Raw genomic sequence first — 21,349 nt, 5'->3', positions numbered from 1 at the left:
GAAATGCTAGAAAACACGATGTTTTTGGCATTTCTTTTTATTTTCCAAATATAAAAACAACCATTTCAGACCGTTCATAGACTAATACATTGTGAATTATATGGGGACAGAATTGGGGTCAAAATGCAAAGACAGTCTGGATCGAATTTAACGCATTATTAATTACAAAGGAAGTTTAATGAAATTAAAGATAATTAAAATAGAAAACAGAGTAGTGACTTGTGAAGTAGATGGCAGTGATTATTTTTATGATATCGCGCGTCGTTGGTTAGCAGAAGACATTCAAGAAGGCGACGTAATTGAAATTGAATATAAAAACGAACAATAATTATATTAAATTAATAATTAAGAAATCTTGTCCATATACTTTATAATTATATGATATCGGAGGTAAAATATGGCAGGAAGAAAACCTAAAAAATCTATTGAACTGCGTTACAAACCAGAATTAAATCTGAACAGAAAGAGCTAGATGACCTATTTAACGAAAAGAAACTAAAAGACTGATCTGTAAGCGAACTCATTAATACGTCGGGATTAAGCCCCAACGAAGTTACAGAAGCAATAGAATCACAAACTAACAATCGGTCTAAACGGTCAGCGTTGCTTACATTTATAAGAGCGGGGGCAATTCCCATATAGGCATTAATCATCAAATTACCACTAACTTTCACCATAAAGAATCTCGATAATTGAATAGACTTTACACTCCAGATATGCTATACTCACACATACAAGGGGGTATGACACGCATGGACAAAGAAATGAATGAAATGCTAAACGCTATCATTAACGAGATTGGGCGTTTGGAAAGTCGCATGGATAATCGCTTAGATCAAATCGAAAAACGTTTTGACCGCATCGAAAATACACTCGAAAGTATGCAACATGAAGTCAATGCTTGCAAACTTGAAAGAGAATCAGTGTCTATCCTTATTAAGAAAATCGACCAACTGGAAAAGCGTATCGAAGATTTAGAAAAAAGAATCGCATAATCATATAAATACATAAAAACAAAGAGTGTAAAACCTATTGAATTATTAAGTGTTTTACACTCTTTTTATCTTCTGTTCATTTTGTGCAACTTATTCTACCTTAATCATAGGAAATATTTATACGAATGAAGAGAAAAATAAAATATGATAAGGCAGAATGAGTGTCCGCCCATAAAATATGATGAAAATTAAGGATATATACGGATTAAACCATTAGATTTATGGAGTATTATTGAAAAAACGCGGAGAATATATATAATGGTTTATAAAAATCAATTTCGGTTTTCTTCCGAAAAAGAGAGAAAGTATAATGTATTAATTTACAATATTTTAAGTTAAAGTTTGGATATTAGTGATAAAAAAAGACATACTTATTTTAAACTATAAAATAAGGAGTTGGATGATATTATGATAGAACCAGATACCATAAAATTATTGCGTGAGTGCAATGCAGGGATTAAAATGGGAGTTGAGTCAATTGATGAGGTGTTGGAATATGTTTCTGATAATAATTTGAAAGCATATCTGATTGACTGCAAAAGCAATCATGATAAATTAGAAGCGGAAATTGACTCCCTTTTAAATGAATTTCACGACGATGGTAAAGAACCGAGCCCGATAGCTAAAAGTATGTCGTGGATAAAAACAAATGTTAAATTGGTTATGAATGACTCCGATCAAACAATTGCTGATTTGATAACAGATGGTTGTAATATGGGAGTAAAATCGCTCAATAAATATCTAAACCAGTATAAAGCGGCTGATGAAAAATCTAAAAATATTACAAAACGACTCATTGGACTTGAGAAAAAGCTTGCTGAAGATATGTATCAATTTTTATAAATAAGGTAGTCATAATAAAAAGAGATTCATGATAAGCAGCGTTTTGTTGCTCCTGGAAGTGTGCTTATTCTTAACTTGCAGATACAAAAACATCAGACGATGATTAAACACAAGTTTGGTTTACATTTTATTCAGAAGATGCCGGAAGCTGGAATGGGGTCCAATGAACTTGTGAAAATGTTTATGTACAAATAGAAAATGATTTAGTTGCGGTAACTGGCAAAGATTACTTAAGTTAGTGGAATAGCCATGAATGTATCTAAAAAACCAACCATCAATTACGATTGTTGGTTTTTTATTTGTAGTAACCCCTTTTATGTATGGAAGATGCCCTTCTTCGAATGGATGCTTTTCTTTTACCCCACCAACTGAAAGTGTTCATATGATTTCACAGTAAACAATAAAATGCATTAATAATATTTTGCAGGTATCCAATCTTCGGTTTTTTCAAAATTAGTATTGTATGGAAGAAAGGGAGGTGCAATGGTTAGAAACATTTTTAAATTAATATTTCCGATATTAAGGATATTGTGCCAGGTTCCAGACGGAACAAAAATAGAAAATCCTTTATATGCTTGCGTCTGAAAATTGAGGTATTCTTGGCTCATGCCCATAATAACCAAGGCAGTACCCTGTTCAATGTAATAAAACTGATCTGAATTTATAAGCATATCTAATCCGGCTTCTCCATTGGCCGGAATCGTCATAAGCCCCAGCTGCATATATAGACCAGTCCATCGGGCAGTAAAAAAGTTGGTATTGGTTAAGACATCCTGTCTTAGATTTGTTACAAATGGAATAGCCCCCTGATTGATATTGTTTGAGTTGCCGGGGAAACCGTCGGTATATATATCCATATTGTCACTCCTTGAGAGATTAGATAATATTATTATATGAGCTGGTCGTACCAAGTTATGTAGGATATTGATAACTATGATAGATATTATTACATATACCTATCGTTTTTCTTTTACCCACTCATGCAATGATTTATTTTCATGTGCTGGAAAATGCCTTTCTATCAGTATTTTGTGAGGAGATAGAATTCGAAGCCTCCTCTCGTTACCCATAGATGCCGAGACGTTGATTTACAACATTTTCGCTTTTTGATTATATGTAATAACATTTTTTGACTATATTTTTATATCATGTTACTTTCATTATGTATCATGCAGATTTTATCACATTGACTTTGCCCTTAGGGCAAGGTGTAAAGTAAAGCATATGAGATACGTAAAAAGGAGGAGGAGCGATGCTATCAATTGGTGAGTTTTCAAAGATATGCGAAGTATCCACAAAGACACTTCGTTACTATGCTGAAATAGAACTGATTATACCTGATGAAATCAACCCTGAGAATGGTTATAGATATTATTCTATCGAACAATTAAAAAAAATGTTGTTTATTAACCGTTTGAAATCATACAATTTTTCATTGGAACAAATTAAAACAATACTTGAATCAGAAGAATTATTGGATGAAAAGCTTTTCCTGGCACTTACCGGGAAAAAAAAAGAAATAGAGAAACAGGTGCAAGAATTTGAAGAGACTTTAGCGAAAATAAATAATGATATATCAAATTTGAAATTAGGCAAATCAATTATGTCATATATGGAAAGCATCGATGTTCAACTTGTAGAAGTACCAATGATGTATCTTCTATCTATCCGAAAAATGGTTCCTGAACACGAAGTTGCTGAAGAATATGGAAATTGCTTTAGTAAATTATTCAGGAAAATTGCCGGCGATAAATTAACTATGCTTGCCCCGCCAATGGTACTTTTCCATAGTGCAGAATTTAGTCCCTCCGGTTTAGATATTGAATTCGCTATCCCGGTAAAAGAGTATGTTACGGGAACAAGAGACTTTTATCCGGGCCTGTGCCTAAAAACGATTATATATGGTTCTTATTCTGCCCTACCTTCTGTATATACGAGACAACGTGAATGGGCGGAAATGGAAGGGTATGAATGCGACAACGCTCTCTATGAAGTATATGTAACCGACCCGTCCCAAGTCTCAAAAGAAAGTGAGCTTATAACCGAAATTTATTATCCTGTTAAAAAGAAGCTGAAAAGAAAATAGTTGATAAGGGAGAAATTTATATGAATCAGGAAAAAGTGACAGCGTTGGAAATAAAAATAAATAATGATTATAGCAATATTGCAGGCATGGTTGTATTTAAAGATGGTAAAACACTGTATGAAAATTATTTTAATGAATGCACTGCTTCCAGCAGAATCCATGTTTATTCAGTAACGAAAAGTATTGTTTCCATATTGTTTGGGATTGCCGTGGACAAAGGATACATTAAAGATATTAATCAGAAAGTATTGGATTTCTTCCCTGACTACATAGTTAAAAGAAGGGAAAACACAATACGGGATGTTACAGTTAAGGATTTATTGATAATGACAGCTCCGTATAAATATAAATTGGCACCGTATAAAAAGTATTTCACAAGTGATGACTATGTAAAATTTACGCTTGATTTATTAGGGGGAAGAGGACAGATAGGAAAATTTAGATACGCACCCCTCATAGGACCGGATATTTTGTCGGGCATTCTTGTAAAAACGACCGGTAAATCTGTATTTGATTTCGCAATGGAAAATTTATTTTCACCGCTGGGAATCAGCGTTAAGACCAATTTGGTTTTTCATAGTAAAGAGGAACAACTCGCATTTAACAAAGCGAGCAATATCAGCGGCTGGGTTGTTGACCCATCCGGAGTAAATACAGCAGGCTGGGGGCTTACGCTGACACCTATGGATATGGCCAGGATAGGTCAATTATATTTAGCCGGTGGAATATGGGAAAATAACCAAATTGTATCGTCTAAGTGGATAGAAGAGAGTACAAAGGAACATAGCCGGTGGGAAAAACTCGATTTGCCATATGGATATTTATGGTGGATTGATGAGAATGGCTATGCAGCAATGGGAGATGGGGGAAATGTTATCTATGTCAATACAAAGAAAAACATAGTAGTTTCTATTGCGTCCTTTTTTAAGCCGGGTGTTACGGATAGAATAGAATTTATCAAACAATATATTGAACCAATCTTTGAGAATTGCGTATAGTGAATTAAGCAGATGCAAAGAACGGAATATAAAATCAGTATGTTTATGGCAATATCCGGATTCGGCGTATCTGCTATTAAGGATTATAAATTTAATGAAGAAAACTGTAGCTGTAATTCACCTTGATGTGATATGTACGCTACAGTTTTCTTCGTTTTTATTTATGATATTCCATGAAAGCTTCATCATATCAAAGTTCATTCATAATTAGTAAAGTAATAAATAGGTGGAAAATGATTTCTTAAATATGGCGCAATCTATGATAAACTTGCTGTGCTAGGAAATGGTTAAATTTCTCGTTCCTTTTTTATAAAGAAATTGTTTTTATAAAGGGGAAGTGTTATGTTAGATATACAGGGTTGTAAGAACTGCATTGCGTAGCTTATAGGCTTTGAGACAGTAACGGGGTTAAAGGGATTTCGATTCATTTTTGGTTAAACAACAATTTCGCTCCCGTTTCAGAAGCGGAATAAAAAGAATATATCGAAGCAATTATGCAGCGAGAGCTAATAGATAGAAGAGGTGGTAACACAATGGATGTAAGAACACAAGCCTTACGGGAGGCGTCGATACGTTATCCCGAACGGCTTCATATTCATAAAGGGAGATCAATTTCTTATGGAGCGCATCAAGTCTGGTATCCGGGATGGATTCAGAGGATGAGCGGATGCGGCCCGACGGCAGCATCCAATTTACTGTGGTATCTGGCAGCTACCAGACCGGAGGAATGCAGCGGGCTTTATGACGGAGACGGAACGAGCTATGCGGGAATGCTGCGTCTGATGGAGGAGGTCTGGAGCTATGTAAAGCCGGGCTTGCGAGGGGTGGACAGAGCTTCTGTTTTTATTGACGGAGCAATCGGCTTTGGCGTAAAACATGAAGTACCCTTGAAGGCCAGACTTTTGGAGGTTCCGGCGGAAGAAAAAATGCGTCCCGGTATGGAAACGGTATTGGAGTTTCTAATCTCTGCCTTTTCAGATAATTTACCGGTAGCTTTTTTAAATTTATCCAATGGAGCGGTGCGAAACCTCGATAACTGGCACTGGGTGACTTTGGTGTCCGCAGATAAAGATTTGAAAGCACAGATGTATGATCAGGGAAGGAAGCAGTTTATCGATGTAAAACTATGGCTTTCTACCACTGTCGGCGGAGGCGCTTTCATCGCATTAGAACCGCTTTAAAGTATAAAACTATAAAGGAGGGCTTACCATGCAGTACAGAACAAATCCTAAGAACGGCGAAAAGATTTCAGCCTTGGCATTTGGATGTATGCGGTTTAACAAGGACGAGAAGGAAGTTGAGCGGCAGATTCGCTATGCCATGGAACAAGGTGTGAACTATTTCGATACTGCGTACATTTATCCAAACAGCGAGGCTACTCTCGGAAGGATACTCGCGAAGGACGGAATGCGGCAGAAGGTTAACATTGCGACGAAGCTTCCGCATAATAATGTGAGAAAATATGGCGATTTGGACCGTATCTTCGGTACGCAGCTGGAGCGGCTGCAAACGGACCATATCGACTATTATCTGATACATATGCTGGGCAATGTGAGGTCGTGGAAGCGGCTTACAGAGCTTGGAATCGAAAAATGGATCGATGAAAAGAAGACTTCCGGTACCATCCGCAATCTGGGGTTTTCCTTCCATGGTCCGCAAAATGAGTTTTTGGCGCTGTTAGAGGAATATGACTGGGATTTTTGTATGATTCAATATAACTACTGTGATGAAAATAATCAGGCAGGAACGGCAGGTCTTGAGCGGGCCGGGGAGAAGGGAATTCCTGTTATGATCATGGAGCCATTGCGCGGAGGCACTCTCGCTAATCCGAAAACGTCTATTCGAGCTATATGGGAACAGGCTGATGTGAAGCGTTCTCCTGCGGAATGGGGATTTCGCTGGGTGCTCAATCATCCTCAAGTACTGACAGTGCTGTCGGGAATGAATCAAATGGGGCAAATAGAGGAAAATGTGAGGACTTTTTCCGATGCGGAAGCAGGTTCTCTTACGGAAGTGGAGCTGGAAGTGTATGCAAAGGTGAAAGCCGAAATCCAGCGCTCCATGAAGGTGCCCTGCACCGGCTGCGGATATTGTATGCCCTGCCCGAAGGGAGTAGATATTCCAAGCAGCTTTTCTGCACTGAACGATGCAGCCAGCCGCGGCAGAATAATGTCCAAGGCTATGTATATTATGACTACCGGAGGCAACAGCGCATCTCAATGTATAAAATGCGGCAAATGCCAAACTCATTGTCCGCAAAGCATACCCATTCCTGAAAAACTGGAGCAGGTAAAAAAGGAGCTGGAAGGCATAACATATAAACCGATGCGTTATTTTATAAGAAGATTCTTTGGGGTTTGACCAGATAGGAAGCATAAGACTTCTTTAAATATCATTTGAAGATTTGGAGGTAATACATAATGGTTAAACCAATTCTTGCTTGCAAAGATCCATACGAAACAGCAAAAATATTTCAAGGAGCCGGATGGCAGATTGATTTTTCCAAGCCTCCGGAAAGCGGGGACCCCTTGGTGAGTGTTTCTCTTTCTAATAATTCGATATTGCTTGGAATTACGCATGGATATGTGAGAGAAGAACAGATATCGTATATAGGATGTGGGGTTGTTTTCTATATTACAGTTCCGAAGGATGAGTTTCGGCAGATATATGATAATCATAAGAAACTGGAAGCGACAAGTATTGAGCTGCAGCCATGGAGCGATTATACTTTTGAAGTAATGATTGGAGGCTTCAAATTTATGATTGCTTCTGAATGAGAATTATCTATGGCATTGCAGTAATTAATGAAACACTCGGCAGCGATACCACAGAATAGTCAGGAGGAATCATGGGAAGGTCAGGATATTATGTATAACTATACAAAAAAGGAATTAACGGAGGCGCTTCAGGCAGTGTCCTCCTTTATTGGCAGATGTGAAAAGATGCAGGGAAAGTTCAAGGAAGGAACTTCTCAGCACACGCTTCTTAGAAATCGAATAAAGGCGATGTATATTTCAGAGGCATTGCTAAAGGATGGTTTAACACAAAACGAGGAATCTGAGGGCAAGCATCTTATCGATAATTACACAGAAGAGGATTTGAAAAAGGCGCTTCCTCCGGTGGCATCGATTATTAGTAAATGTGAAAAGGCTCAGGGGAAATTTGCGGAAGGGACTTCACAGTATATACGTTATAAAAATATGATAGAACCAATGTATCTTGCGAAAGAACTGATAGAGATCAAGCTCTCTCAAAGTTCAACCGTTTCCTAGATTTATAGTGAAACAGAGATGCTATTTTATCCGGCGGTAAAGCTGCCTGCTTCTACCGCTTTTTTGTTTGACAACTAAATAAAAAGAACGAATTACAAGATTAGGATATCGAGGATATATTAATTTTTATAAATTGAATTTGGGGGAATGGAGAGGAATCGCTTTGAAATATATAAGGGCAACGGAAGAAAACAAAGAACAAATTTTTCAATTGGTACAAGATACAATTACTGCAATTTATCCGAAATACTATCCGAAAGAAGTAGTGGACTTCTTTTGCAGGCATCACAGTCTGGAAAGCATTATTAAGGATATAAAAAGCGGTGGTATCGGTGTTTTATTGGATGATAATCGTTTGGTGGGAACGGGGAGTCGTAAGGATAACCATATTACAAGAGTTTATGTCGATCCTGCTTTTCAGGGGCGCGGGTATGGCAGCTATATTATGAAGTGCCTTGAAGATGAGATTGCGTTGAACTATGATACGGTTTGTTTAGACGCATCTCTTCCGGCAAGCCATTTATATGAATGCAGAGGATATAGAACCATAAAGCATGAAAAACGGATAGTTGAGAATGGCGCTATATTGGTTTATGAGATCATGGAAAAAAGGCTTTGATAGATATCAGAAATGGATTGCAGCGAAAAATAAATAGTACTGATGATTGTATTGACGGCCTCTGGCGTGCAGCCAGTATTTTATAGCGGCATCAGAAGCTGAGCTGTAGTTGAAAAAATATACAAAGGTGCGGGAACATATGACAAAGCAATATGATAATAGCTTATTAAATTATTTAATCCGGCAATGCAAGGATCCCAGTGGGATAGTCGGCTCTAAAATGACGGCTATATGGAATAATACATTTAGAAATATGACTCATTGGGGAATACAGAAAATACAGTTTTCAAGTAATGACTATATTTTGGATATTGGCTGTGGCGGCGGAGCAACCGTAAACGAATTCGCTGAATTTATTTCAGAAAACGGAAAAGTTTATGGCATAGATATTTCAACGGTTGCAGTAAGAAATTCGCAAAAGAAAAATAGAATACATATCCAGCGAAACAAAGTAGAAATTTTACAATCTTCTGTTGAAAAGCTTCCTTTTTCCGCAGATATGTTTGATAAAATTTTTGCTGTCCAGACACACATCTACTGGAGAAATATAGAACAAGGGTTAAGTGAAATTTTAAGGATATTAAAGCCCAATGGCGATTTTTATATAATTTGTGAAAAGGATAAAATTGCTTATCATTTGCAGAATTATGAAAACAGTTTTAAGATGGTCGAACTGTTGAAACAGACAGGATTCTCTGCTGTTGATTATAATGAAAACAGAAATTGGATTGAATATATTTGCGTTAAGTGAACCAATTTCAGATTTTCGGGTATCACTCATTCAGTCGCATTCGGCATATCCGTAATGTGCTGGAAAGCGGCAGTCTATATGGGAGAGAAAATAAAAGAGAAATGAAAGGAGAAGGAAAAGTATGAGGTATAGAAAGCTGGGAAAAACGGGAATGGAGGCTGGTATTATTGGTCTGGGGACCGAGCATCTGGATGGAAAGGAATATGAGGTCGTAAAAGAAACCCTCGATGCAGCCATGGAAAATGGCATAAATATGATGGACGTGTTTATGCCGGGCAGCGACATCCGCCGGAAGATAGGTAAAGCCATAAAGGGCAATCGGGATAAATTCATGCTTCAGGGACATATCGGTTCCACAGATATAAATTATCAATATGACATTTCAAGGGATCTAGCGACCTGCAAAAAGTATTTCGAAGGACTGCTTACTGATTTAGGCACCGACTATATCGATTTTGGAATGCTTTTTTTTATCGACAGCGAGCAGCACTTCGACGAGGTCTTTCATTCCGATATCGTGCGCTACGCGGAAAGCTTGAAGCAAAAGGGGGTAATAAGAGGAATCGGTGCCAGCTCCCATAATCCCGTTATCGCTAAGAAGGTGGTGGAAACAGGAATTGTGGATTTATTGATGTTCAGCATTAATCCTGCTTTCGATATGATTCCGGCCGATGTGGACGCCCTGAATACACTGAGCGAGGGCTTTGATAAAAGCAGGATGCTGGAAATCGATAAAAAGCGGCTGGAACTTTATAAGACATGTGAGACACTTGATATTCCTATTACCGTAATGAAGACGCTGGGCGGCGGAAAGCTGCTTTCTAAGGAACAGACTCCCTTTTCAAAGTCGCTTACTGTGAACCAGTGTATTCATTATGCACTTACAAGGCCGGCGGTGGCCAGCGTTATGGTAGGCTGTCAGAGCAGGAAACAAATAGAAGAGGCGGTCTCTTACTTGAATGCGGACCCGGCTGGTCTTGATTACACCGAGGTGATTCGTGGGATGAACAGCGATTTCAAGGGAAGCTGCGTTTATTGCAATCACTGTCAGCCCTGTCCTGCGGGAATAGATATCGCAGCGGTCACCAAATATCTGGATATAGCGGTTATGGATAAGAGCGCGGCAGATAAAGGAGTAGGGCAGCATTACAGAGAACTATCCGCACACGCTTCTGATTGTATTGAATGCGGGAGCTGTGAAGAGAAATGCCCGTTTTCGGTTCCGGTAATAGAGAACATGAAAAATGCTGCGTTGGTTTTTGGAATATAATATTAAGGAAAACAGCCGGAAGGAAGTGGTACTTTTACTATTTCTTTCCGGCTATTATGTTACCCCCGCATGATAAGATTGAGGAACGCTTTGATTTTTTCCATTCTTTCTTTGATATCCATTTTCTCATTAAGCAGAATTCCCAATTGACCATATACGACAAAGGATGCGGCAGTTTCGTAGTCCGGCATGTCTAGCGCCCCGCTTTCATTTGCCTTTCTGATCAGCTCGGAAACGGCTGGAACCATAATTTCACAGACCTTCATAGACAATTGGTCGTGTATTTTTTTGCTGTTCTCATTGTGAAATATTTTGTAATTGACGCTGTCATCTTTTTCAAAGTCGATAAAAGATGGCATATTTTCTAATTTTTGCATTAGTGTCAGCGTGTCGTCGAAAAGAACGACTTTCATTTTATCCGCTATTTTTTGTGCATATTCTTGAATCGAACAATCAAACAGGATTTCCTTGGAGGGGAAATAGCGGTAGCATAGTCCCTGAGCGACGCCTAGTTTATTTGCAATATCGGTCATGGATGTCTTTTCATAACCCTTTTCGTAAAAAAGTACTGTAGCGGCATCTAATATCTCTCGCTTCCTCACTTCAGGTTCTTTTGAAATACGAGTCATTTTGTACCTCCTGTTTCTATTATTTTGCTGCGGCAGCGATGTAGGAAGAATGGTTTGCTTTTTGCCAGGTAACATTATGAAAATGCAAATTTAACATATCGCATATTTCGCGTTCGGAATATATTTTGACATCACCTTCATTACTAAAGCGTATAAAAACATTCATAATAATTCTGCTTACAAAAGGCAGCCAGCAATCGCCTATAATAATGGTTCCGCCCGGTTTTAAAACACGATGGGCCTCTGCCAGCACCTTTTCGGGATGCGGATAGTGATGGAAGGAATCGTTGCAATAGATGACATCGAACAATGAATCCTGATAAGGCAGATGTTCGGAATCTCCTAAGGTAAGAGTTGCTTTGCCTGTCAGCTTTTCTTTGGCCTTTTGCAGCATTTTTTCGGATATATCGATTCCGTAGACTTCTTTATCGGGAGCTTCCCTAAGAATCGCCTGAATGATAGCCCCTGTACCGCATCCTAAATCAAGAACGGTATGATATTCAATATTCGACAGCTTTTTTAACAGAGCAGGATACAAATTTCTTGCATGTGCTCCTTTCATATCTATATCGTAAGTGGGGGCCTGTTGGTTAAAAGCAGTCTTTGATTTTTCCTTTTTATTATTCATTGTGATATTCTCCTTTTCGTGAATAGTGTATCACCAATTAATTCTGAAGTCAATGAATGATATTCATTCATTAATAATATTTATAAATTTGTCAAAACTTAAAATATTATGTAATCGAAAAATATACTTCAATAAATCCGTTTCTATTTAATAGAAAGAATGTTATAATCATTTCACGATGCTGTGCTAGCCTGGGTTCTATCGCCGCAACAGGAACTAGAAAAACGAAACTATAAAAAGGCATCTTAAAGCTCAACAGAAATCAGTAATTTTGATACCGCGCATAACCTGAATAAACACGCGGTAAGAAAGGATAAAATAAATATGAGAATCGGAATGGGTTACGACGTACACAAATTAATAGAAAACCGCCCCTTAATTGTGGGGGGAGTTAATATTCCTTATGAAAAAGGCCTTCTCGGCCATTCGGACGCAGACGTCCTTACGCATGCCATTATGGATGCCCTTCTCGGTGCTTCTGCTTTAGGCGATATCGGAAAGCTGTTTCCCGATACTGACCCGGCTTATGAAGGGGCTTCCTCCATAAAGCTGTTAGAAGAGGTAGGAAAGCGGCTGGAGGAAAACTGCTTTTTGATAGAGAATATCGACGCTACTATTATCGCACAAGCCCCGAAGATGCGCCCCTATATCGATAGCATGAGGGAAAATATTGCACATGCGCTGGGCATTGAGACGGAACAGGTAAATGTAAAGGCTACGACAGAAGAAGGCCTGGGTTTTACGGGGACCGGAGAAGGGATTTCTTCACAAGCTATCTGCCTGCTCACAAGCCCAATGAACTATTACACGGAGGATATGGCTTCCCCCAACAAATGCGAAGGATGCGGCGGTTGCCCCCATCGGTGAGAGCTTTAGAAGGAGCATGATCAGAAATATGATAAAAGAGATAATAGGAGAAGAATGTCTTGCGCTCAGAACTTTGTGGGAGCGGGTATTTTCCGAGGACTCCCATGAGTTTACAGGCTATTATTTTGAAGAAAAGGCAGGGAGAAACCGGGCCTTTGTACTATATCCGGATACTGGCGAGGCAGAAAAAGAGCGATATTCTGACACGGGAGATACAGAAGAACTAATAACGGCAGATTTAAAGCGGGAAGCCCCGGCAGCAATGCTGCATTTGTCACCTTACGTTATGGAACTGCGAGTGGGTGATACCTTTGCTTCATTGGAGATAAATTATATTGTAGGGGTGGCTACGGAGGCGAAATACCGGCATAGGGGGTATATGAGAGAGCTGCTAAAGGCGTCCATGGATTACATGTATGCGGGAAACCAGCCTTTTGCTTTTTTGATGCCTGCCAGTCCGAAAATTTATGAGCCTTTCCAGTTTGTTTATATTTATGATAAAAAGAAATATAAGGTGAAAGTATTAGCGCTCCAGGAAACGATAAGAAATTCATCCTCCGGCCATCCGCGAAGGCCTTGGGAAACGGCGGTACTGCAAAGGGAGGAAATTCCTCAATTGCTGCACTATGCAAGCTCTCGTTTGAAGGAAAGCTATGACGTGTTCATACGCAGAGACGAAGCTTATTACGATACGCTGATCAAGGAGTTGGAAGTGCAAAACGGAGCCATATTTCTACTGCGGGAATCGGAAAAGAGGGAATCATGCCGCTTGCGGGAAACGGAAACCCAAGGAGAAAAAATAACCGGATATTTTCTATATACGCAGGAAGGGCAGAAAACGGACATACAGGAGGCTCTGTTCGATGATGACTATTTCTGTCAACAGAGCGGTTTTTTGGAAGAAGCAGGGGATAAGCCCATCATCATGGCAAGAATCTTGAACGTGCAGGCAATGCTGTCCCTGCTTAGAAAAAAAACATCGACTGCTTGCAGCGAAGCAGGAGATAAGGAGGATATTATTTTGAATATTCGCATTGCTGACCCGATGCTGGAAGGGAACAATGGCATATGGCAATGTTCTGTGGGATACCGGGAAGCCGATATACAAAGAAATCGGAATGTCGGAGCCGAAGTATCTTGCTCTACGACGATAGATAGTCTGACTTCATGGGTATTTGGCTATCGCCCGCCGGAGGAGTGTTTTGAAATACCTCAGAACGAGCAAAAAGGTGATGTTTTATGTAAACTAAATAGCATAAAATTATTTTCCCGCGTATTTATTAATGAGATTGTATAAAATACGGACATCAAAAAAACCCGTATGATAAAAGAAAGGCATAATATGGAAGAAGAAATATTGAAACCGGAGCCTCAGGAATGGGAAAAGGCTCTGTTGGTGGGATTGGATACGGGAGCAGATGAGAACTTTGAGCGTTCCATGGATGAGCTTGGAGAACTCGCGAAAGCGTGCTATATGTCGGTAGCAGGTGTAGTGACGCAGAAGATGGAAGCGGTGAACAAGGCTCATTATATTGGAACCGGTAAGGTGCAGGAGGTCAAGGAATATGCGAAAGCCTTGGAGGTGGATATCGTTGTTTTTGATGATTCGTTAACACCCTCCCAGCTTCGCAATCTTCAAAGGGAACTGGAGACGCCGGTGTTAGACAGAACTACCCTGATTCTGGATATTTTCTCCAAACGGGCGAAAACAAGAGAGGCCAAATTGCAGGTGGAGACGGCGAGGCTGCAATATCTCCTGTCCCGTCTGGTAGGAATGCATGAGGCTTTAACGAGGCAGGGCGGAGCCAGCGGCAGTATGAGCAGCAAGGGAGCCGGTGAGAAGAAGCTGGAATTGGACAGACGGAAGATTGAGAAGCGGCTCGTGGAGCTTAGACGAGAGCTGGAAGAGGTCTCCAAAGAAAGAGAGACCCAGAGCAAGCGCAGGCTGTCGGCCAGAATTCCCAAGGTTTCCCTGGTAGGATATACCAACGCCGGAAAGTCCACTTTGATGAACGCAATGGTAGAGCGGTATCTGCAGGACGAGGAGAAGAAGGTGCTGGAAAAAGATATGCTGTTTGCCACGCTGGATACCACGGTAAGAAATATCAATACAGGAAATAACAAAGAATTCCTTTTGGCCGATACAGTAGGGTTCATTCACAAGCTGCCCCACGGACTGGTAAAGGCATTCCGGTCTACTCTCGAAGAGGTTAAAAACGCAGATTTGCTTTTATATGTTATCGATTATTCGGATAAGGATTACAAGCAGCAGATAAAGGTAACAGAAGAGACTTTGCAGGAAATAGGCGCTGTAAATATTCCCGCCATCTATATTTATAATAAGGCCGATCTGTGCAGCATGGATTCCTTGCCCAAACAGGTAGGAGATAATAAAATTTATATATCGGCAAAGAGCGGACAGGGACTTTCAGAGCTGACCGAGATGATTTTGCAGGCCGTTTATGCGGACTATGTGCAGGCTGAATTTTTAATTCCTTATGATAAGGGGCAGGTCGTATCATATTTCATGGAAAACGCGCAGGTATTTGAGCAGGAATATTTGGAAGCAGGCATACGGCTAAGTGTCAGCTGCCATGCTGCGGACGTCCGCAAATATGGGCAGTATACAAAAATGTATTGACAAATAAAGGGTTTTTGCATATGCTGAAGTAAGAACTATGCTTCGTCTTAATAGGATAAAGGCTTCGAACAAAAAGAGTAAGTTATCTGACGATGCCAGAGAGGGAATGCCATCGGCTGAAAGCAGTCCCGATACGAAGATAACCCAAGTGCATTTGTGAGCTGATCCGGAGAAAGAAGGATTTTGAGTATCCGGGTACGGAAAAGCACGTTACGCTACACAAGGGAAAGATGATTTTTAATCGTCTTTAATTAGAGTGGAACCGCGGATAACTTCGTCTCTTATTATTTATATTCTTAGGAGGACGGAGTTTTTTTGATATGGAGGAATGATATGGGGTTTCTAAAAAGAGTGCGGGAAGAAATTGCCGTAATCAGAGAACGTGACCCGGCAATTCATAGTGCGATGGAGGTTTTTTTATATCCCAGCTTTAAGGCAATGCTTCATTACAGACTGGCGCATAAATTGTATTTGAAAAAACATTATTTTTTTGCCAGATGGGTATCTCAGAGAGGTGTTCGCAAGACGGGAATCGAGATTCATCCGGGCGCGCAGATTGGCAAAGGCTTTTTCATCGATCATGGACACGGAGTCATCATCGGAGAGACGACGATTATCGGGGACAATGTGACGCTGTATCAGGGAGTTACCCTGGGGGGCACCGGAAAAGAATGCGGGAAGAGACATCCTACAGTAGGAAATAATGTAATGATAAGTGCCGGAGCCAAGGTGTTAGGCTCTTTTAAAATTGGAGATAATTCTAAAATAGGCGCAGGCAGCGTGGTCTTGGAGGAGGTTCCTCCAAACTCTACGGTAGTAGGCGTTCCGGGCCGGGTGGTAAAGAGAAACAATCAGACATTGCCTCAGGAAGAGATGGATCAAATAAATCTTCCGGACCCGGTAAAAGAGGATATTGCCGGATTGCGGCGCGAGAACAGCGAGCTGACAAACCGCGTATTAGAGCTGGAAGCTTCTTTGAGAGAACTAAGGCGGCAGATGCGTACAGAACAGGAAAAATCATAATTGAATAATAATGTTTTATGAGTAAATGAGAAAGGTTAAGAGAAATGAAAATTTACAATACGTTATCCAAGAAAAAAGAAGAATTCGTACCGATAGAGCAGGGAAAGGTAAAGATGTATGTCTGCGGACCCACTGTCTACAACCTGATTCATATAGGCAATGCCAGACCGATGATCGTGTTTGATACCGTAAGGCGCTATATGGAACATAAGGGTTACGAGGTCAATTTCGTTTCCAACTTCACCGATGTGGATGACAAGATTATTAAAAAGGCTTTGGAAGAGGGCGTGGAAGCTGCGATAGTTTCCCAAAGATATATTGCGGAATGCAAGAAGGATATGGAGGCGATGAATGTAAGGCCTGCCACCACTCATCCTCTTGCAACTAACGAAATCGGCGGCATGCTGGAAATGATAGCTCGTCTGATCGAGAAGGACTTCGCCTACAAGGCCGCGGACGGGACCGTTTATTTCAGAACCCGTAAATTCAAAGAATACGGAAAGCTTTCCCATAAGAATCTGGACGATCTGCAAGGAGGTAACCGTTCCCTTCTCGTGTCGGGAGAGAACCAGAAAGAGGATTCCCTGGATTTTGTTCTTTGGAAGCCGAAGAAAGATAACGAGCCTTACTGGGTTTCGCCCTGGTGCAATGGACGTCCCGGCTGGCATATTGAGTGCTCGGTGATGAGTAAGAAATATCTTGGAGATGAAATCGACATTCATGCAGGTGGAGAGGATCTCGTTTTCCCTCATCATGAAAATGAAATCGCTCAGTCCGAGGCTGCTAATGGCAAGACTTTCGCCAGATATTGGATGCACAATGCCTTTCTCAACATCGATAATAGAAAGATGTCCAAGTCTGCGGGTAATTTCTTTACCGTAAGGGACATCGCTGAAAAATATGACTTACAAGTATTGCGATTCTTCATGCTGTCGGCACATTATAGAAGTCCGTTGAATTTCAGCGCGGATTTGATGAATGCGGCGAAGAGCGGATATGAAAGGATCGTGACCAGTGTAAGCAACTTAAGCTATTTGCTGGAAAATGCCTCCGGAGAGCCTATGAGTGCAGAGGAAGAGGTGCGGCAAAAAGAGGCTGCGGGCTTCGCCGTGAAGTTCGATGAGGCGATGGACGATGACTTCAATACAGCGGATGCAATTTCCATAATTTTTGAGTTGGTAAAGTTCATCAATACCAACGTAAGTGCATCGAATACGGCAGAATTTATAAGGGCACTTAAGGATGAAATCACAAAGTTGTCCGATATCTGCGGTCTTATCGTGGAGAAGAAGGAAGAGCTTCCGGGTGCTGATATTGAAAAGCTTATCGAGGAGAGGCAGACGGCAAGAAGAGAGAAGAACTTTGCGAGAGCGGATGAAATCCGCGTCGAATTGTTAAATCAGGGTATTGTTCTGGAAGATACACGTGAAGGTGTTAAATGGAAGAGAGTCTAATTGCAAAACTAAAAAGGGAATTTAACTGTAAAGAGGTGGATATTAATGAATATTCGCCTCTTACGCTCGCTTATATCGGAGATAGCATTTACGATGTTATCGTCAGGACGGTCGTGGTAGAGCGAGGGAACCGCTCTGCCAACAATCTGCATAAGATGGCGATAAAATATGTGAATGCTGCTACGCAGGCGGCTATGGCGGATGCCTTGCAGGAGGAGCTGACGGAGGACGAGCTGACGGTATACAGACGGGGCAGAAATGCAAAGTCTTATGCGAAGGCGAAGAATGCCACGCTGAACGATTATAGGAAGGCGACGGGAATGGAGGCTCTGCTAGGTTATCTCTATCTTCAGGATAATATGGATCGGATTATCGAATTGATGAAGTTAAGTTTACATAAGATAAATATAGAGCTGTAAATATGATGATAGATAGGGTGAATATATCATTGCAGATATTATACTATAATATAGTATGAATATTTGCTTAAGAAAAGCTTAATTTTCCCAAAAGCTATGGATGTTTGGGAAAGGTATGAGATATAATTAAATTAGGTTTATATAACCGGATGAGGCAGGATAGATAAAATATGAGATACGAAGAATTTACTATTGAAGGAAGAAATGCGGTCATAGAGGCATTCCGCTGCGGAAAGCCGATAGATAAAATATTTATATTGGACGGCTGTCAGGACGGGCCTATTATGACAATAAAGAGAGAGGCGAAAAAGCAGAACTCCATCGTTAAGTTCGTGACGAGAGACAGGCTGGATCAGATGTCGGAAACAGGAAAGCACCAAGGGGTCATCGCTTATGCCGCTGCATATGAGTATGCGGAAGTAGAGGATATCTTGAAGGCAGCAGAGAAAAAGGGAGAGCCTCCTTTTATTTTCTTGCTGGATAACATTGAGGATCCTCATAATCTGGGGGCAATTATCAGGACGGCGAATTTGGCAGGCGCTCACGGAGTCATTATCCCGAAGAACCGTGCGGTCGGACTTACCGCTACGGTGGCGCGCACCTCGGCAGGGGCACTGAATTATACACCGGTGGCGAAGGTGACCAATCTGACCAAGGCGATAGAGGATCTGAAGAAGCTCGGATTGTGGTTTGTTTGTGCGGACATGGAGGGTACCTCTATGTATAAGCTGGATTTGAAGGGGCCCATCGGCCTTGTGATAGGAAATGAGGGAGAGGGCGTAGGCAGACTGGTAAGAGAAAAGTGTGATTTCATCGCGTCCATTCCCATGAAGGGCGACATAGACTCTTTGAACGCATCGGTGGCGGCAGGAGTTCTCGCCTATGAAATAGTGAGACAGCGTATGATTTAACATTGCAGGATGCATAGGTTGTAAAATGATAATTAGGGGTAATTTATGAAAAGGGATTCGTATCATATTCAGAAAGTTTTATTTTGGGTTATGGGCCTATTGGCCGTAACCCTCGCGGCATTGCTGATTCACAAGGGCTATGCTTTATATAAAGAAAGAATACATCAGGAAGAGCTGAATGTGCGGAATCAGGAAGTGCAGTCGGAAATAGACGATATGCGGACTCAGATTAAGGAACTGTCTGAGAATGGAGAGGCATTACAGAAATTCCTGGATGAAAAAATAAACGGTGCGACCGGGCAAGACCAATCAGATCAGAAGCAGGGAGATCAAGGACCGCCCGTGCAGGAAGCAATGTCGGATTCCGCAGTAACGGATAGGCAGAAGACAGAAGGTGCGTCGGAGCAGGGACAGTCTGTACAGGAATCAGCATCAGATTCTGCGGAAGCGGATGGACAGCAGTCGGAAGAAGCATCGAGGCAAGGGCAGTCAGTAACGGAAAACGGACAGCTTGCAGATGAGGTGTACGGTGAGGATGATGCAATTATCATAGATATACCCGAAAAGGCAAAACCGCAGGGTAATGATTCTTCAGCTGTCGTTTTGAATAATAATGCGGCTTTAGCGGAGGCGAAAGATGCCGATCCGGCGGAAACCATATCGGGAAATGCGCCGAAAGAGAGAGCCGGAGAAACTATATCGGGAAATGGAATGACGACAGACGGCAAGCAAGAGACTATATCGGGAAATGCGGTGGTGGATGGTCAGGTGATTCCTTTCCGGTATGAAGAAACGGGGACTACCTTAGAAGAAAAAAGAAATGTGCGTTCCTCCTACGTGGAAACCATAATGGCAAACGGAGAGGATAAGGCGACGATTTCTAATGGAACAATTGATTTTTCGGATATGAAGATCGCCTGTCTCGGAGATAGCCTGACGGCAGGTGACAATATGAATGACCTTGAAGATTATTCAAAATACGCTTATCCGTCTGTGCTGAAAAGCATATTAAATGCGGAAGAGGTCTATAATTTAGGAATCGGAGGATCTTCCTACGGACGATACTGGGACGAGGCTTTTGTTGACCGCTATAAAGAGATTCCGGAGGATTCGGATATTATACTCGTTATGGGAGGCACCAACGATGGATTTGCGGCTTCAATCGACGAGCTGGGAAATATAAATGAGCGGAAATCACGGACGTTTTATGGCGATGTGGATGAACTGATGCGGGGATTAAAAGAAAATTATCCCGATGTAAAAATTATATTTGCAACTCCGTTACCTAATATTTTGCAGGATTACTTGATGAGTCAGAGGGGCTATCTCCTTCCGCAAAACGTTTTTACTAATGCGGTTAAGGAGCTGGCAGCGGAATACGGTATCGATGTGATTGACTTATATAATTCCAATATTTTGGACACTCATGACTCTCAGATTATTTCCGCCTATATGCCGGACGGAGTACATGGCAATCCGGCGGGTTATCAGATTCTTGCAGAGCATTTTGCAAGTGAGATTATCCGGATTATGGAGAATGATGCTTTATATGGAACGACTGTCAGCGGAAATTCCCCTGAGAGCGAAACGATCAGTGGTAACGCAGCCGAATCTACGGTGAGCGATAACGCCGTGTCAGGAAATGATGTGAACGTGAAGGGCCAGGGGAATGAAGAGGTACCTGGCGGGAAAGAAACCATAAGTGCGGAAGAATTACAGCAGATAGAAGAAAATAATAGGAAGGCAGCGGACAGCGCGGTAATCGTCACTACCTTACCGGCACAAGGCGATGCATCCACACCTCAGACGCCTCCTCCTTCTTCCGGCAGCGAGGATAACACCAAAAAGACGCAGGAAACGAAGAACAACTATGAATACGGCGGCGAAGCGATTATTATAAATTGATGAGACTTCAGGCGGCGATGAGATTGCAAGTACAACGA

23 protein-coding genes and 1 other annotated feature are annotated in these 21,349 nt (G+C 41.2%); of the genes, 20 read left to right on the top strand and 3 right to left on the bottom strand.

The annotated features are described in order from the left end of the window. Positions 1–178 precede the first annotated feature (178 nt). The 3 genes from CC90_RS24005 (at position 179) to CC90_RS0109505 (ending at position 1,838) form a co-directional block, all read left to right on the top strand. Positions 179–328 carry a DUF3006 family protein gene (locus CC90_RS24005; protein WP_108702620.1) on the top strand — a complete coding sequence of 50 codons (150 nt, stop codon included), beginning with the start codon at positions 179–181 and terminating at the stop codon, positions 326–328. A gap of 424 nt (positions 329–752) precedes the next feature. Further along, entirely contained in the window at positions 753–995 is a 243-nt protein-coding gene (locus CC90_RS0109510; protein ID WP_031390542.1) for a hypothetical protein, read from the top strand. A 408-nt stretch (positions 996–1,403) separates the two neighbouring features. Beyond that, complete coding sequence (locus CC90_RS0109505; RefSeq protein ID WP_031390541.1) at positions 1,404–1,838, top strand: hypothetical protein; 435 nt, start codon at positions 1,404–1,406, stop codon at positions 1,836–1,838. Between the two features lie 410 nt (positions 1,839–2,248). Here CC90_RS0109505 and CC90_RS0109495 read toward each other — a convergent pair whose 3' ends face one another. Continuing rightward, complete coding sequence (locus tag CC90_RS0109495; protein ID WP_051869366.1) at positions 2,249–2,695, bottom strand: cupin domain-containing protein; 447 nt, start codon at positions 2,693–2,695, stop codon at positions 2,249–2,251. Between the two features lie 395 nt (positions 2,696–3,090). Here CC90_RS0109495 and CC90_RS0109490 point away from each other — a divergent pair, with 395 nt between their 5' ends. The 9 genes from CC90_RS0109490 to CC90_RS0109450 all read left to right on the top strand — a co-directional run bounded on the left by CC90_RS0109490 (position 3,091) and on the right by CC90_RS0109450 (position 10,834). Further along, positions 3,091–3,924, top strand: coding sequence for a MerR family transcriptional regulator (locus CC90_RS0109490; RefSeq protein ID WP_031390539.1), 834 nt, complete (start codon positions 3,091–3,093; stop codon positions 3,922–3,924). A 20-nt stretch (positions 3,925–3,944) separates the two neighbouring features. Next, a complete protein-coding gene (locus tag CC90_RS0109485; RefSeq protein WP_031390538.1) occupies positions 3,945–4,922 on the top strand; it encodes a serine hydrolase domain-containing protein in 978 nt (325 codons plus the stop codon). 533 nt (positions 4,923–5,455) lie between these two features. Continuing rightward, positions 5,456–6,103, top strand: coding sequence for a hypothetical protein (locus CC90_RS0109480; protein ID WP_051869365.1), 648 nt, complete (start codon positions 5,456–5,458; stop codon positions 6,101–6,103). Between the two features lie 28 nt (positions 6,104–6,131). After that, a complete protein-coding gene (locus CC90_RS0109475) occupies positions 6,132–7,283 on the top strand; it encodes an aldo/keto reductase (RefSeq protein ID WP_031390536.1) in 1,152 nt (383 codons plus the stop codon). 59 nt (positions 7,284–7,342) lie between these two features. Further along, positions 7,343–7,699 carry a hypothetical protein gene (locus tag CC90_RS0109470; protein WP_031390535.1) on the top strand — a complete coding sequence of 119 codons (357 nt, stop codon included), beginning with the start codon at positions 7,343–7,345 and terminating at the stop codon, positions 7,697–7,699. A 27-nt stretch (positions 7,700–7,726) separates the two neighbouring features. Next, positions 7,727–8,194: a hypothetical protein gene (locus tag CC90_RS0109465; RefSeq protein WP_330373207.1), complete on the top strand. Its 468-nt coding sequence runs from the start codon at positions 7,727–7,729 to the stop codon at positions 8,192–8,194. 163 nt (positions 8,195–8,357) lie between these two features. Beyond that, positions 8,358–8,813 (top strand): GNAT family N-acetyltransferase, encoded by a 456-nt coding sequence (locus CC90_RS0109460; protein ID WP_031390533.1) that lies wholly within the window; start codon positions 8,358–8,360, stop codon positions 8,811–8,813. 139 nt (positions 8,814–8,952) lie between these two features. Beyond that, entirely contained in the window at positions 8,953–9,564 is a 612-nt protein-coding gene (locus tag CC90_RS0109455) for a class I SAM-dependent methyltransferase (RefSeq protein WP_031390532.1), read from the top strand. Positions 9,565–9,685: 121 nt separating this feature from the next. Next, entirely contained in the window at positions 9,686–10,834 is a 1,149-nt protein-coding gene (locus CC90_RS0109450; RefSeq protein ID WP_031390531.1) for an aldo/keto reductase, read from the top strand. 59 nt (positions 10,835–10,893) lie between these two features. Here the strand turns inward: CC90_RS0109450 and CC90_RS0109445 are convergent, their stop codons facing one another. Further along, complete coding sequence (locus CC90_RS0109445; RefSeq protein WP_031390530.1) at positions 10,894–11,463, bottom strand: TetR/AcrR family transcriptional regulator; 570 nt, start codon at positions 11,461–11,463, stop codon at positions 10,894–10,896. 19 nt (positions 11,464–11,482) lie between these two features. Then, positions 11,483–12,091 carry a class I SAM-dependent methyltransferase gene (locus CC90_RS0109440; protein WP_031390529.1) on the bottom strand — a complete coding sequence of 203 codons (609 nt, stop codon included), beginning with the start codon at positions 12,089–12,091 and terminating at the stop codon, positions 11,483–11,485. 324 nt (positions 12,092–12,415) lie between these two features. Between CC90_RS0109440 and ispF the strand changes: the two genes are divergently transcribed. The 8 genes from ispF (at position 12,416) to CC90_RS0109400 (ending at position 21,311) form a co-directional block, all read left to right on the top strand. Continuing rightward, positions 12,416–12,958 (top strand): 2-C-methyl-D-erythritol 2,4-cyclodiphosphate synthase, encoded by a 543-nt coding sequence (gene ispF / locus CC90_RS0109435; protein WP_031390528.1) that lies wholly within the window; start codon positions 12,416–12,418, stop codon positions 12,956–12,958. Positions 12,959–12,986: 28 nt separating this feature from the next. Further along, a complete protein-coding gene (locus tag CC90_RS0109430) occupies positions 12,987–14,255 on the top strand; it encodes a GNAT family N-acetyltransferase (RefSeq protein ID WP_165919304.1) in 1,269 nt (422 codons plus the stop codon). A gap of 45 nt (positions 14,256–14,300) precedes the next feature. Continuing rightward, positions 14,301–15,599, top strand: a complete 1,299-nt coding sequence (gene hflX, locus CC90_RS0109425) for a GTPase HflX (protein WP_031390526.1) — start codon at positions 14,301–14,303, stop codon at positions 15,597–15,599. A 55-nt stretch (positions 15,600–15,654) separates the two neighbouring features. Further along, positions 15,655–15,884 (top strand) — a binding site (T-box leader). 48 nt (positions 15,885–15,932) lie between these two features. Continuing rightward, positions 15,933–16,622 (top strand): serine O-acetyltransferase, encoded by a 690-nt coding sequence (gene epsC / locus CC90_RS0109420; protein WP_031390525.1) that lies wholly within the window; start codon positions 15,933–15,935, stop codon positions 16,620–16,622. A gap of 44 nt (positions 16,623–16,666) precedes the next feature. Then, entirely contained in the window at positions 16,667–18,076 is a 1,410-nt protein-coding gene (gene cysS / locus CC90_RS0109415; protein ID WP_031390524.1) for a cysteine--tRNA ligase, read from the top strand. Continuing rightward, positions 18,061–18,495 (top strand): Mini-ribonuclease 3, encoded by a 435-nt coding sequence (locus CC90_RS0109410; protein WP_031390523.1) that lies wholly within the window; start codon positions 18,061–18,063, stop codon positions 18,493–18,495. Before cysS ends, CC90_RS0109410 begins: the two co-directional genes overlap by 16 nt. A gap of 170 nt (positions 18,496–18,665) precedes the next feature. Next, a complete protein-coding gene (gene rlmB / locus CC90_RS0109405; protein WP_031390522.1) occupies positions 18,666–19,406 on the top strand; it encodes a 23S rRNA (guanosine(2251)-2'-O)-methyltransferase RlmB in 741 nt (246 codons plus the stop codon). Positions 19,407–19,451: 45 nt separating this feature from the next. Further along, entirely contained in the window at positions 19,452–21,311 is a 1,860-nt protein-coding gene (locus tag CC90_RS0109400) for an SGNH/GDSL hydrolase family protein (RefSeq protein WP_031390521.1), read from the top strand. Positions 21,312–21,349: the final 38 nt, after the last annotated feature.

Origin of the sequence: Kineothrix alysoides (assembly GCF_000732725.1) — a bacterium.
GTDB classification, from domain to species: domain Bacteria; phylum Bacillota; class Clostridia; order Lachnospirales; family Lachnospiraceae; genus Kineothrix; species Kineothrix alysoides.
Note: the sequence above shows the minus strand (reverse complement) of the source record. Positions and strands in the feature narration are given on the sequence as shown.